We start from the raw sequence: 13,413 nt of genomic DNA, 5'->3' as shown, positions 1-13,413 counted from the left end.
CTCCACAGAGGCTCCAAACACTAACCCGCTGTGACAACGGGCGAAATCAAACGGATCATCATCATCGGCGCCGGCCAGGCCGGGGGCGAGACGGCCCAGCGCCTCCGCCAAGGCGGCTTTGCCGGCGACATCACACTGATCGGCGAAGAGCCGGCGGCGCCTTATCAGCGCCCGCCGCTCTCCAAGGCCTACCTCAAGGGCGAACTGCCGATGGAGCGGCTGCTGCTCCGTCCGCCCAGCGTCTACGCCGAGGAGCACGTCACCTTCGTATCGCCGGTCAAGGCGGTGTGGATCGACCGCGCCAGCAGGAAGGTGCGCGTCGAAGGCGGTCGCGAATTGCCGTACGACGCTTTGGTGCTGGCGACCGGCGCGCGGCCGCGCAAGCTGCCGCTGGTCGGCGCCGATCTCGAAGGCGTGCATCTCTTCCGCACCGCCGCCGACGCCGACGCGGTCCGCCCGTCTTTGGTCGCCGGCAAGAAACTGATCGTCATCGGCGCCGGCTATATCGGCCTCGAAGTCGCGGCGGTGGCGCGCCAGCTCGGGCTCGAAGTCACCATCGTCGAGACGGCCGTGCGCCCGCTCGCGCGCGTGACCAGCCCGGAAGTGGCCGGCTTCTTTCTCGACGAACATACGCGCCAAGGCGTGCGTTTCGTGCTCGGCGGCCAGCCGGCTTTGATCAAGGGCAAGGACCGCGTCACTGGCGTTGCGCTCGCCGACGGCGGCGATCTGCCGGCCGATATCGTCATCGCCGGCATCGGCGTTACGCCGGAAACCACATTGGCGCAGCATTGCGGCCTCAGCGTCGACAACGGCGTCGTCACCGACGCCGCGTGCCGCACCTCGGACCCCAACATCTTCGCCATCGGCGATTGCGCCGCCCGGCCCATGGCGCATTACGACAACCGCGTCTGCCGGCTCGAGAGCGTTCACAACGCCGTCGAAGGCGCGAAGATCGTCGCCGCGATCATCACCGGCGCCAAGCCGCATGCCGTGGAGGCGCCCTGGTTCTGGAGCGACCAGTACGACCTCAAACTGCAGATCGCCGGCCTCTTCCAGGGTTACGACCACGTCGTGTTCCGCGGCGTCATGGCTGACCGATCCTTCGCGGCGTTCTACTACAAGGGCGATAGGCTGATCGCGGTGGATGCGGTGAACCGGCCGGGCGAGTATCTGGGGGCCAAAATGCTGATCCAGACCGGCCGGACGATTGCTCAGGACGTCATCGCCGATGAGTCGAAGCCGATGAAAGAACTGGTCGCCGCAGCGCGCTGAGAATTGAACAGGGTCCCATGCCGAAGATCACCTACATCGAGCACAACGGCAAAGAGCACGTCGTCGAAGCGCCGAACGGGCAGACCGTGATGGAAGCGGCGGTGAAGCACGCGGTGCCCGGCATCGACGCCGATTGCGGCGGCGCCTGCGCCTGCGCCACCTGCCACGTCTATGTCGATCCCGAATGGCTGGCGAAGACCGGCGAAGCCGGCTCGATGGAGCAGTCGATGCTCGATTTCGCCAACGACGTCGAAGACAATTCCCGCCTCTCCTGCCAGATCAAAGTGAGCGACGCGCTCGACGGCCTCGTCGTGCGGCTGCCGAAGAGCCAGCACTAGTGCGCCAGGTCCCGCCGCCGTTCTGGGCGCTTCTGCTGCTCGGCGCGACGTATGGCTTGAGCCTGCTGCCGGGATTGAACCAGCTGCCGCTGCTGGAGACGCGGACCATAGGTCTGATCGCAATCGCCGCCGCGCTTGGCGTGCTGTTCACGGCGATGCTGCAATTCCGGCTCGCGAACACGCAGCTCTTGCCGAATTCGCCCGTCAACAACAGCCTCGTCACCGGCGGCGTCTTCGCCCTCACCCGCAACCCGATGTATCTCGCCATGACGCTGTTCGCGCTCGGCGGCGCGCTCTGGTTCGGCCGCATTCCGATGCTGCTCGCGCCGGTGCTGATGTTCGCGGTGGCGAACTGGGTGTTCATCCCGTTCGAAGAAGCCAAGATGCGCCGCCAGTTCGGCGAGAGCTTCGACGCTTACTGCAAACGCGTGCGGCGCTGGATTTAGGGGCGCTCAGCGACACACCTGTCACACCAGCCACACCCGTCATCCTGGGGCAATGCGAAGCATTGAGCCCAGGATCCAGGGGATCAAAGAACTGGTCGTTTGCCCCTGGATCCTGGGCTCGCGCTACGCGCGCCCCAGGATGACGGGCGCACTCTCGAACTTGAGTTTGTCGCTCCGACCCTGTTCACTGCTCCCAACCACGGGGAGCCTCCATGCGCGCACTTTTCCTTGCTCTTGCGATCACAGCGTTCGGCGCGAGCGCGCAGGCGCAGGAGCTGACGCCGGAGCGCGCCGCGTTCCGCGCCATCTACGAAGAACTGGTCGAGATCGATTCCTCGCCCACCACCGGCTCATGCACACGCGCCGCCGAAGCGATGCTCGCGCACCTCCGCGGCGCCGGCTTCTCGGAAGCGGACGCCCGCGTGATCGTGCCGGAAGATCGCCCCGACGACGGCAATCTCGTCGCGGTGCTGCGCGGCTCCTCGCGCCGCGCCATGCTGCTGCTTGCGCACATCGACGTCGTCGACGCCCGGCGCGAGGACTGGGAGCGCGATCCGTTCACCTTGGTCGAAGAGAACGGCTTCTTCTACGGCCGCGGCACGGCCGACGACAAAGCCATGGCCGCCGTGTTCGTCGACATGTTCGTGCGCATGCGCCGCCAGAATTATCGCCCGCGCCGCACCATCAAGCTCGCGCTCACCTGCGGGGAGGAGACCTCGAACCGCGTCAACGGCGTCGATTATCTGCTGCGCAATCATCGCGACTGGATGCAGGCGGAGTTCGCCATCAACGAAGGCGCCGGCGGCGTGCTCGGCCCGGACGGCCGCCCGCAAGTGTTCAACGTGCAGGCGGGCGAGAAAATCCACCAGGTGATGTCGCTGACCGTCGTCAATCCCGGCGGCCATTCTTCGCGGCCAGTGCCCGACAACGCCATCTATCGCCTGAGCCGCGGCCTCGACCGGCTCTCGGCCTACAGCTTCCCGGTCGAACTCAATCCGGTGACGCGCGCCTTCTTCGAACGCATGGCCCCGATCGTCGGCGGCGACACCGGCGCGGCCATGGCGGTGATCGCGCGCAACCCGAACGACGCCGAAGCCGCCGCCGTACTGGCGCGCGATCCCTCCTACAACGCGATGATGCGCACAACTTGCGTCGCCACCCAGCTCGACGCCGGCCACGCCCCCAACGCGCTGCCGCAGCGGGCAACGGCGACGCTCTCCTGCCGCGTGCTGCAGGGGCACACGCCGGAAGAGGTGCAGGCCGAACTGCGCCGCGTGCTCGCAGACGAGCAGATCCAAGTCGAGATCGTCCGCCGCCGCGACGGCTCGCGCCCGCCGCAGCTCACGCGCGCCATTATGGGGCCAGTGGAGCAAACGGTGGCGCGGATGTGGCCGGGCACACCGATCGTGCCGGTGATGACCGTCGGCGCGACGGACGGCCGCTTCCTCAACAATGCCGGCATCCCGACTTACGGCATGAGCGGCATGTTCTCGGCGCCCGGCGAAAGCAACGCGCACGGCCTCAACGAGAAGATGCGCGTGCGCTCGCTCTACGAAGGCCGCGACTTCCTGGACACGATCGTGCGGGCCTACGCCGCGCGCTAGAACGCCGCGATTGAGACAGCCAGCTTGGCCTGCGCGAACTCGGGCGAGACCTCGTGCGCACAGGCCGGATCTCCGTCCGCGCACGCCGGCGCGATCGCGAGCGCCTGGGCATCGGCCACCGCGAACACCCGCGCGCGCTCCAGCGGCGGGCCGCCGAGCAGCTCGCCATCGGGCCCTCGCGCATCCTCCGCCAGCGTGAAGGCGATCGGCTGGAGCGGGATCAGGTGCACCGCGGATGCGGTCGAATACGGCGTGGCGCGCTCGAGTTCCGCCGCCGCCGCTTGGTCTCCGAACATGCTGGCGACCGTCGCCGTCATCGCCCGCGCCTCGTAGGCGGTCAGTCCGCCGCCAGTGACGCTCATCCCGAACGAGGAGCTGACCAGCGCCATCAGCGAAGTGAACGTCATGCCGCTATTGTTCCGCGCCGCGTCCAGGCTGCGCTTCAAAGTGGGCTTGATCGGGAACATGGCGCCCAACCAACGCGGTTCCCGCGTCGGCGTTGCGCGTACACGGAAATTTAATCGCGTCAGGCGGTCTCGGTCGGCGCCGCCGCGCAATGCTCAGCCGCCGCATTGGCGCCGGCGCTCTCGCAATAATCTGCGCGCAGCGCGTGCGCTTCGGTTTCCACCCGCGCCAGGAAACCGGCATAGGCGCCGCCGATCGCCTGCATTTCGTAGCTCTTGAGCACGCCCCCGCTCATCGCAAACGCGAACAGGCCGAACACGAAGATCGACATCGCGAACACCGCGCCGATCGCATAATCGGCGACTTGGACGAGGTGGTAAGCGCGCGGTCGCATCTGAACTTTGCTTTCGTGGTCGATGCGATGTGAACGTGCGCGCTCAAAGCGCCGTTGCGGGAACTCAAGTCACAGGCGCGTTAGTCTGTTCACGCTTTCCGTGAGCGCTTCGCGCGCGGGGCGAGATTCAGTTTGCGTTCAGGCCGCTTCGCGCGCCGCCGGCGTCGAGGCCGGCAAGTGGCACGTCACGGTGACGCCGCGGCCCGGTTCGCTCTGCAGCGCCACCCAGCCGCCGTGCATCTCCACGAACGAACGCACCAAAGCAAGGCCCAGCCCCGCGCCGCGCCGGTCGCCCGACTGGAAGCTGTCGAACGCGCGCGCCTGCGCGTCGAAGCCCATGCCCTTGCCCGTGTCCTGCACCGTGAGCCGCACCACGCCGTCGAGCCGCTCCGCAGACACCGTGATCGTGTCGCCGCGCTCGGTGTGCCTGAGCGCATTCGACAACAGGTTCACGATCACCTGCGTGATGCGCTTCTGGTCGGCGTTGATCGCGCCGATTTGCGGATCGCACTTCACCCGGATCGGCACCTCGGTGTCGCGCGCCTTCGACGCCGCCATCTGCACGCTTTCGCCGATGGTCTCGTAAATATCCATCGGCGCGATATCGAGCGCGACATTGCCGGCTTCGACCATGGCGACATCGAGAATGTTGTCGATCAGCTTCGAGAGATTGCTCGACGCTTCGATGATCGAGCCCACCTGCTCCACTTGGCGGTCGTTCAGCGGGCCGAACACGCGCGCCTGCAGCAGCTCGGCGTTGCCGTAGATCGCCTGGAGCGGATTGCGCAGCTGGTAGGAGACGTTCTCGACGAACTGGCCCTTCAGCTGATCGGCTTGCTCGAACGCTTCCGCGCGTTCGCGCAAAGCTTCTTCGACGCGGCGATCGGCAGTGATGTCCTGGAACGCGACGAGCGTCGCGCCGTCCGGCAGCGGCCGGGTCAGGAATTTCAGCACGCTCTCGTCGCTGCGGCGCATCTCGCCGCGATACTCGGTGCGCGCTTCGGGCGAGGGATCGGTGATGCGGCCGCGCACGCGCGCCCACTCGGCCTTGTCGTGGAAGAGCTGCTGGCAAAGCTCGACCACTTTTTCGAACGCCATGTCGTTCTCGAGCTGCGGCGCTTCCAGCTTCCACATGGCGTGGAACGCGGCGTTGGAGAGTTTGAGGCGCCCGTCGAGGCCGAACACGACGATGCCTTCGTGCAGCTTGTCGAGCGCCGCCTTCTGCGTCTGCACCAGTGCGTCGTACTGGCTCTTTAGCGCCACTTCGTTGGTGATATCGGAGAAGATCATCAGCATGCCGCCGTTCGGATGCGGCTGGCGCGCCACGCGCAGCATGCGGCTGTCCGGCAGCACCCAGAGGTCTTCCGGCAGATTGTTGTGCTCTTGGTAGAGCGCGAGTTCACGCGCGCGCCACTCGGCGTAGTTGGCGTGCGCCGGCAGCTTGCGCTTTTCTTTGAGGTGATCGAGCCAAGCGGCGTGCACCGGCTTGTCGGCGAGGAATGCCGGCTCCAAGCCCCACATCGCTTCGAACGCGCGGTTGTAGAACACGAGCCGCTTGCCGGCGTCGAACACGGCGATGCCTTCAGCCAGGTGGTTCAGCGTCTCGTCGTACGCGCGCTGCTGCTTCGCCAGCTGATCGCGCGCCGCTTCGCTCTCCGTCACATCGATGGCGATGCCGGCCGCGCCGCCGGCCACCGGGCTCATGCGGATGCGCAGCGTGCGCAGCTGGCCGCCGACCACGGCCGAGCGCGTCTCTTCCACCGCTTCGCCCAGCTCGATCGCCTTGCGCGCCAAATCAGTCGCGCTTTGATCCAGCTGCAAGTTGCGCGCGAGCGCCTGATCGAGCCCCTTGGCCTCGAGCGCAGCGAGATAGTTCGGGTTCGCCCATTCCAGCTTCAGCGCGCCGTTGACGCGCCAAGCCATGAACGGCGCACCGTTCCACATTTCCAGGAACGCCGCCGGATCGCGGGCGATCACTTCGTGGCCGCCGCTGCCGATGCGCCCGCCGGCCGCGCCCTCTTCGACGCCACGCACGCTCGCGTCCAGGATCCACGCCACCGCGCGCGAACCGGCGGTGCGGCCGTCGATTTCGACATAGACGCCGTCAGGCGTGGAAATCTTGATCGAGAACGCGGCGCCATCGCGGCGCAAGCGCGTGATCGCCGGCGACAGGCGCGTGGCGGCGCCAGTTGCGTCCGTGCCGTCAAAAACCGAAAGGCCCTGCAGGATGCGCACGGCGGGCTCGGCCGCGACCGCCTGATCGGAAAAGCGCAGCAGGCTCGCGAGCGCGAGCGGCGAGCCGTAAATGCGCGGCTTGCCCCAGTCGCCCTCGCCCGGATTGGTCAGCGCGTCTTCCCAGATCAACACGACGCCCGGGTGCGCGCCGAAGATGGCGTCGGCCCAGGCGATCTTGTCCTCGAGTTCGCGCGCGCGCTTCTTCCATGCATCGACGCCGCCGCGCGCGCCATCGGTGACGCGCAGCGCCCAGAGCAGCGCAGCGATGGCGATTGACGCCGAGCCGCCTGCCACGAGCAGGCTTGCGAATCCGCCGTCCAAGATGCCGACCCCTAATTCCATCACAGCGGCGAAACGAATCGCCGGACCCCGACGACCAGTCTCCCGCGTTGCGCGCGCGTTTGCACCCCGCACGCTGACGAGAACCGTTAACAAGCGCTTAAAAAGATTTACGCGCGGTTAAGTTACTAAAGTTTCAAGGCGTTAACGCCCGGCGCTGCCGCCGGCCAGGCGTCCTTGCGAATCAACCGCCGCCCGCCCGGGTGTAGTGGAACGGCATCGGCGACGAGCGCGGGATCGTGCGCACCGTATCGAGTGCCGTAGCGCTGCAAGTGTAAGTATCGGTGACGCTCTCCGGCGGCATCGAAGGCAGCGTCATGGTGCGCCGATCGCCGTCCCTCGTGGTCACGGTCGCGTGCCCGCCAAACGATTGGGCATCGGTGCAGAAATTCAATCTGCCGCCATCGGTCGACCAGCGGCCGCTGGCTTGCGCGCGCGCTTCGCCCTCGCCGCGGGCGCTGTCGTACTCCATCTCCAATTGCGCCTGGACCGCGCCAGTGACGAAGGTGCCATCGGCGCGGAAGGTGACCGTCGTGTTGGCGGTGGACGCATTGGTGATCGGCACGCCGTTGGCGCGCATCCACTCGATCGGCCCGCCGCCGGTCAGCTGCCAGTGCCCGACAACGCAGGCGTCGAGCGTGCGCACGCCGGCGCAATCGCCGCAGCCGCTTTCCATCACGCCCTCGATGTTCAGCGTGACGCGCGAGGCTGTCGCGTTGATGGCGGCGACGCGATAGCGGCCGCCGCTGCCGGAACTGGCGTCGATTTCCTCCGGCAACGTGGCCCAGCTGCCGCCCGCTTCGTCGCGGGCGCCGTGCGCCGATGCAGGGCGAACGGACGTACGCCAACGTCCGCATTGGAACGTTGCGGTCCCGCGCGCCAGCACGAACGGCTCCAGCGGCAACGCCTGCGTGCGCGTGGCGCTCCAGTCCCAGGCATCGCCGTCCGCCGGATCGAGACCGATGTCGAGGCCATGGGGATGGCGAATGGCGCGATCGAGATACGCTTCGGCGAAAGCGAGCCAGCGTTCCTGCGGAAGCGCGGCCGTCATTGCGGCGTGCTGAGCGGCGGGCGCATTTGAATCCGCCATGCCGCGAAGAAACGCCATCACGCCGGGCGGGTCTGCCTCGGCGCCAAGCCACAGGAAGAAGACGCCGGCCGAATAGGCCAGCTGATTGAGAGGCGTCGTCGGCGAGAGTTCGTCGAACGCGTCGGCGTTCGCCGGCATCTGCCCCGGTTCGGGCACAGCCAGCGCCGCGAACCACTCGGCCGAACCCTCGAGCCACCAATCGCCGCCCGCGCCCGTGCCGTTCGCGCCGGAAGCCATTTGCGCCGCCGTCAAATTGGCCACTTGCACGCAATGGAAAATCTCATGCGCGGTGAGCGATGCGGCCAATGCCGGATCGCTCGCCGGACCGATCAGGTAGAAAACAACGTGGCACTCGCCGTCGCGCGTGAACTCCGCGAGCCCGGCGATGTCGCTGAACGTCTCCGCGGTCGATCCGGGCGGGAGATCGTCCGCGAGCAGGATCGTAACGTCTTCGAGCGCCACGCCGCCGAGTCTTCCGATTGCGTCGGCCGCGCTGCGCACGCCGCGCTCGAACGCCGCCATGGTCGCATCGTCGGCGATCCAGTCTGCGTTGAGATCGTGGATGATGCGAATGTGCCGCGTGCCGCCGCTGGTTGGGACGGGAACACGCAACCGTTCAACGCAATCGAAGTCGAGGAAGCGGGGCTCAGCGTAGCGTTCGTCGAACAAGCCCCGGTAGGCCGCCGAAGAACACTCGCCGAACGCCGCCTGCGCCGGCGACATCGGCGCCAGCAGCGAGAGCGTGACGAGAACGAGCGTCCACCGCAGCCATGCGCGCATCGCAGCCTCCCCGCTTGTCGCGGCATTCAGAGACTCGCAGCCGCAAAGGTCAAGCGGAACCCGGCCCCGAGGCGGCGGAGCGGGGATAGGCGCCTGATCTATCCCCGCTTCTTCGGCGCAAAAACCGAGCCTCATCAACGCTCCGCGAAAAAATTCAGACAATCAATCCGACCGCGCCCGAACGGACGGATAATGCGCCACAGACATGACCCAAACCGCCCAACCCGCCACTCGCCACGCGCCGCTCGAATTCTGGCGCATTGCCGAATGGTTCCTGCGCACGCTGCACGGCTTGTTCGGCGCGCCGGAGGAGATCGCCGCGCAACACACGCTCACGGCCAAGGCCTACAAGCTCATGGCCCCGTGGTTCAGCGTTGGCGAGGCGATCCTGCGCCGCCTGCTGCTGATCGAAGCCGCCGCGTACGACGCTCCGGCGCCGCGCCGCATCCCGCGCGCCAAGCGCCCGCGCAAGCGTCGCTTGGTGACGTTCTACCCGGACGACGCTGCGTCCTGGCGCGTTCACTTCCGCTGCATGCCGGCGGCGGAGCGCGCCGTCGGGACTGGCGCCGCACAGCGTCCGCAGAACGCGAGGGCTTCCTTCGGCTTGCAGTTCCGATCGGCCTGGCCGCTCGCGCTGCGTTTCGAAGCGATGCTGCGCGTCTTCAATGCGCCGCAAGCCTACGCCAAGCGGCTGGCGCGGCGGCTTCGCGGCAATCCCAACGCCGTCGAGGCGGTGCTGCGCGCGCCGCCCGAATACGCGCATCGCGCCGATCGCGCCGAAGAGCTCACCGAAGCGGCAAAATCCGCGCAGCAGCGGCGCGATTCAAGTTGAGCTCGTTTTCGCTCTCGACACGATCGAGCCTGGGCGCGCCCGCGTTCCGGGATCGCGGCCGCGCGCCCCAAGCGAACGTTCAGCCAGCGCGGCGCAGCTTCTTCACCGCTTCGCTCGCCTTGTGCAGCGTCGGATTGTAAGGCCGCGCGCGGCGGCCCGGCTCTTTCAGCTTCGTCGAGCCCTCGATGCGGAACACGAACGGCATCTTGTAGCTCGCGCCGAAACGCACATGCACGTCGTATTTGGGCTGGAAGCGCGCCAGCGTCAGCGCTTCCTTGGCGGCGGTGTAGAACACATCGGAAGGCCAGGCGTCGACGCAATTGATGTTCTTGGCGCGGCCGTTAGCGCCGACTTCGAACTCGACAATCGCCATGCCCTCGACGCCGAGCCTGCGGGCCGATCTCGGATAACGCGCGCGGATCGGTCCCGCCGGCTCCCACGGCATCCCGCCCTCGCCCTCTTCTTCGTCCTCGGGCGCCTCAGGCGCACGCCAGACGACGCAGCACGGGCCCGACGGCAGACGCAGCCGCACACGCTGCATCTCGCGCCGCTCCTCGACCCAGCCGCGGATCCAGTCGGCGAGGTTCACCAGCAGCAGCACGAGCGCGAGCACCACCCCGCCCGAGGCGGTAAGCGCAAGGCCCCCGTTCCAGCCGAATTCGCGCAGCGCCCCGGTGATGGCGAGATGCACGATGACGACGAACAGAAACAGCCCGCCGTAAAACAGCGCGCGCAGCGTGAACGCCGATGCCGTCCGTGTCGCTCTGACCAGCATGTGCGCTTCAGGCCCTCCAGTGCCGCGTTCATGCCCGCCAGCGGACCGCCGCGCAATGCGGCGAAGCGGTTCCGGCTGCGCGCGGGGGGCCGCGTTGAACCGAGCGCCGCCGAATCTATCTTGTGGATTGCCGGCGTTCGCGCGGCGAAGCCGGCGCAAGGCATTCACGGAAGGAGCAAGCGATGAATAACCTCGTTCCAGGCCGTCGCTCCCGCCCCGGCGCCATGAGTCCGTTCCTGGCGCTGCAACAGGAGATGAACCGGCTGTTTGACGACGCTTTCACCGGCGCGCTGTCGCCGTTCGGCGAAGACGGACGCAGCTTCGGCTGGCCCTCGGTCGAAGTCTCGGAAACCGACAAGGAGGTGAAGATCACCGCCGAACTTGCCGGGCTCGAAGAGAAGGACATCGAGATCAGCGTCGATGACGACACGCTGACGCTTTCGGGGGAACGCCGCACCGAGACGGACGACAAGGAGCGCCGCTACAGCGAACGCTATTACGGCCGCTTCGAACGGCGCCTGACTCTGCCGGCCGCCGTCGACGACCAGAAAGCGAAGGCGACATTCAAGAACGGCGTCCTCACGGTGACTCTGCCGAAACGCGACAACGGAGGCGCGAAGACGAAGCGAATCCCGATTCAGGCATGAACAACCAAGAGGGAGCGGAACGGGCGCCGCTCCCTCCAGTCACGCGCTTCAGCGGACTGCGTAGTAAGCGCCGACGCCGTAGTAGCAGGGGTTTTGCGCGCAGGTGTACATCTTGGCCCTCAACCGATACGTGCGGCCTTCGAGCGCCCCGAACGTCACCGTCGGGCTTGCGTCGACGGACGCGTCGGATGCGACCGTGTTTCCGTCCTCATCGATCACGTACAGATCGAGATCGGTGCAATTCTGGTCGCAGAAGCCGCTGACGGTCACCGTTCCTTGCCAATCGCCGATCAACGGCGACACCCGCTCTTCGTCGTCGTTCAGCGAACCCACTTCGCCTTGATAATAGGTGTGTCCTTCGCCCGCTGGACGATCAGTCTCGCGCCGCACCGTCTCCTGCGCCAGCTGCTCGAGCATCGATACAACCTTGGCGCTCACCTGCGCCTGCGCCGCCCCGGCCGTCGCCATTACCGCTGCGGCTACGGCGGCGATGATCCATCCCCGCATCTTACGCCTCCACCAGTCCCTGCATCGGGCAGCAGAAAGCAAAATGACGAAGCTGGCAACCCTGCGCGCGCGATCGCGCGTGCATTGGATGCGTTTCTGACGCCGCGACGAAGCAAAGTCCGGCCGACGCAGATGCGCCGGCCGGTGGTTCAGCATCAGTAGCGATAATGATCCGGCTTGAACGGGCCGGCTTGTGGCACGCCGATATAATCGGCCTGCTCTTTGCTCATCTTCGTCAGCTTCACGCCGAGCTTGTCGAGGTGAAGCGTCGCCACCTTCTCATCGAGGTGCTTCGGCAGCGTATAGACCTGGTTCTTATAGGCCTTGCCGTTGGTCCAGAGTTCGATCTGCGCCAGCGTCTGGTTGGTGAACGAGGCCGACATGACGAAGCTCGGGTGACCGGTCGCGTTGCCAAGATTCACCAGGCGCCCTTCCGACAGAAGAATGATCTTCTTGCCGTCCGGAAACTCGATGTGGTGCACCTGCGGCTTGATCTCGTCCCACTTGTAGTTCTTCAGGCCAGCGACCTGAATCTCGGAGTCGAAGTGGCCGATATTGCAGACGATGGCGTTGTTCTTCATCGCCCGCATGTGATCGACGGTGATGACGTCCTTGTTGCCGGTGGCGGTGACGAAAATGTCGGCGTGCGGCGCCGCATCTTCCATCGTCACGACTTCATAGCCTTCCATCGCCGCCTGCAGCGCGCAGATCGGATCGACTTCCGTCACCTTCACGCGCGCGCCGCCTTGGCGCAGCGAAGCGGCCGAGCCTTTGCCGACATCGCCATAGCCGCAAACCACCGCGACCTTGCCCGAGAGCATCACGTCGGTGCCGCGGCGGATGGCGTCGACCAAGGATTCACGGCAGCCGTAGAGATTGTCGAACTTCGACTTGGTGACGCTGTCGTTGACGTTGATGGCCGGGAACGGCAGCTCGCCCTTCTTCGCCATTTCATAGAGGCGATGCACGCCCGTCGTCGTTTCTTCCGAAACGCCCTGCACCGAAGCACGGATCGCTTCGTAGAAGCCGGGCTTGGCCTTCAAATACTTCTTGATCGTCGCGAACAGCGCCTGCTCTTCTTCGTTCGAGTGGTGCTCGAGGAAGTCAGCGTCCTTCTCCGCCTTCGGACCCATGACGCAGAGCAAGGTCGCATCGCCGCCGTCGTCGAGGATCATGTTGGCGTACTGGCCGTTCGGCCACTCGAAGATGCGGTGGGCGTAATCCCAATATTCGTCCAGCGTCTCGCCCTTCACCGCGAACACCGGCGTGCCCTTCGCTGCGATCGCGGCGGCGGCGTGGTCTTGGGTCGAGAAGATGTTGCACGAAGCCCAGCGCACTTCGGCGCCCAAGGCTTGCAGCGTCTCGATCAGCACCGCGGTCTGGATCGTCATGTGCAGCGAGCCGGCGATGCGCGCGCCTTTCAGCGGCTGTTTCGGCCCGAACTCTTTGCGCACCGCCATGAGGCCCGGCATTTCGGTCTCGGCGATCTCGATTTCCTTGCGGCCCCAATCGGCGAGGCTGATGTCTTTAATGACGTAATCTGTAGCGCTCATCGCGCGCCCTCCTTCGAAAGCTCGCGAGCGTCGTTTCCAAACCTGGAAGTCCGTCGAGCCTGGCGGCAATTGCCGTCGCAACGCTCCTCGGCGAACGCGGCGCTTCTAGCAAAGCGCGCAGCGGGCTGTAAACGTGCCCGGGCGCCCAAAAGAAGAGCCGCCGGGAGTTCCCCGGCGGCCCAATGTTTTCAGCCTG

Annotated in this window: 13 protein-coding genes and 1 riboswitch; of the genes, 6 read left to right on the top strand and 7 right to left on the bottom strand. The window is 66.4% G+C overall.

What is annotated here, in order from left to right; translation table 11 throughout:
• The first annotated feature begins 30 nt into the window (after positions 1-30).
• The 4 genes from VEA80_RS02905 to VEA80_RS02890 all read left to right on the top strand — a co-directional run bounded on the left by VEA80_RS02905 (position 31) and on the right by VEA80_RS02890 (position 3,660).
• Positions 31-1,272, top strand: coding sequence for an NAD(P)/FAD-dependent oxidoreductase (locus VEA80_RS02905; RefSeq protein ID WP_325059188.1), 1,242 nt, complete (start codon positions 31-33; stop codon positions 1,270-1,272).
• A 17-nt stretch (positions 1,273-1,289) separates the two neighbouring features.
• Positions 1,290-1,610: a 2Fe-2S iron-sulfur cluster-binding protein gene (locus VEA80_RS02900; protein ID WP_325059187.1), complete on the top strand. Its 321-nt coding sequence runs from the start codon at positions 1,290-1,292 to the stop codon at positions 1,608-1,610.
• Complete coding sequence (locus VEA80_RS02895) at positions 1,610-2,056, top strand: isoprenylcysteine carboxylmethyltransferase family protein (protein WP_325059186.1); 447 nt, start codon at positions 1,610-1,612, stop codon at positions 2,054-2,056. Before VEA80_RS02900 ends, VEA80_RS02895 begins: the two co-directional genes overlap by 1 nt.
• A 212-nt stretch (positions 2,057-2,268) precedes the next feature.
• A complete protein-coding gene (locus VEA80_RS02890) occupies positions 2,269-3,660 on the top strand; it encodes a M20/M25/M40 family metallo-hydrolase (protein WP_325059185.1) in 1,392 nt (463 codons plus the stop codon).
• On the opposite strand, the gene VEA80_RS02885 is transcribed toward VEA80_RS02890, so the two are convergent.
• From VEA80_RS02885 to VEA80_RS02870, 4 genes are all read right to left on the bottom strand, one after another.
• Entirely contained in the window at positions 3,657-4,127 is a 471-nt protein-coding gene (locus tag VEA80_RS02885) for a hypothetical protein (protein ID WP_325059184.1), read from the bottom strand. The two genes, VEA80_RS02890 and VEA80_RS02885, sit on opposite strands and share 4 nt — an antisense overlap.
• A gap of 59 nt (positions 4,128-4,186) precedes the next feature.
• Positions 4,187-4,459 carry a hypothetical protein gene (locus VEA80_RS02880; RefSeq protein ID WP_325059183.1) on the bottom strand — a complete coding sequence of 91 codons (273 nt, stop codon included), beginning with the start codon at positions 4,457-4,459 and terminating at the stop codon, positions 4,187-4,189.
• Between the two features lie 138 nt (positions 4,460-4,597).
• On the bottom strand, positions 4,598-7,015 hold the full coding sequence (locus VEA80_RS02875; protein WP_325059182.1) for a sensor histidine kinase: 2,418 nt from the start codon (positions 7,013-7,015) through the stop codon (positions 4,598-4,600).
• A 202-nt stretch (positions 7,016-7,217) separates the two neighbouring features.
• Positions 7,218-8,903, bottom strand: a complete 1,686-nt coding sequence (locus VEA80_RS02870) for a hypothetical protein (protein WP_325059181.1) — start codon at positions 8,901-8,903, stop codon at positions 7,218-7,220.
• Between the two features lie 205 nt (positions 8,904-9,108).
• On the opposite strand from VEA80_RS02870, the gene VEA80_RS02865 reads away from it, so the two are divergent.
• Positions 9,109-9,735: a hypothetical protein gene (locus VEA80_RS02865; RefSeq protein WP_325059180.1), complete on the top strand. Its 627-nt coding sequence runs from the start codon at positions 9,109-9,111 to the stop codon at positions 9,733-9,735.
• Between the two features lie 79 nt (positions 9,736-9,814).
• Here VEA80_RS02865 and VEA80_RS02860 read toward each other — a convergent pair whose 3' ends face one another.
• Positions 9,815-10,510 carry an energy transducer TonB gene (locus VEA80_RS02860; RefSeq protein WP_325059179.1) on the bottom strand — a complete coding sequence of 232 codons (696 nt, stop codon included), beginning with the start codon at positions 10,508-10,510 and terminating at the stop codon, positions 9,815-9,817.
• Positions 10,511-10,692: 182 nt separating this feature from the next.
• Here VEA80_RS02860 and VEA80_RS02855 point away from each other — a divergent pair, with 182 nt between their 5' ends.
• Positions 10,693-11,157 (top strand): Hsp20/alpha crystallin family protein, encoded by a 465-nt coding sequence (locus VEA80_RS02855; protein WP_325059178.1) that lies wholly within the window; start codon positions 10,693-10,695, stop codon positions 11,155-11,157.
• A 48-nt stretch (positions 11,158-11,205) separates the two neighbouring features.
• On the opposite strand, the gene VEA80_RS02850 is transcribed toward VEA80_RS02855, so the two are convergent.
• Both VEA80_RS02850 and ahcY read right to left on the bottom strand, forming a co-directional pair.
• Complete coding sequence (locus VEA80_RS02850; protein WP_325059177.1) at positions 11,206-11,664, bottom strand: hypothetical protein; 459 nt, start codon at positions 11,662-11,664, stop codon at positions 11,206-11,208.
• A 155-nt stretch (positions 11,665-11,819) separates the two neighbouring features.
• Entirely contained in the window at positions 11,820-13,217 is a 1,398-nt protein-coding gene (gene ahcY, locus VEA80_RS02845; protein ID WP_325059176.1) for an adenosylhomocysteinase, read from the bottom strand.
• An 18-nt stretch (positions 13,218-13,235) separates the two neighbouring features.
• A riboswitch (S-adenosyl-L-homocysteine riboswitch) is annotated at positions 13,236-13,312 on the bottom strand.
• Positions 13,313-13,413: the final 101 nt, after the last annotated feature.

It is taken from the genome of Vitreimonas sp. (genome assembly GCF_035627415.1).
In the GTDB taxonomy this organism is placed as follows: Bacteria; Pseudomonadota; Alphaproteobacteria; order Caulobacterales; family Aquidulcibacteraceae; genus Vitreimonas.
The sequence above is the reverse complement of the archived record's forward strand: the minus strand, read 5'-3'. Positions and strand labels throughout refer to the sequence as shown.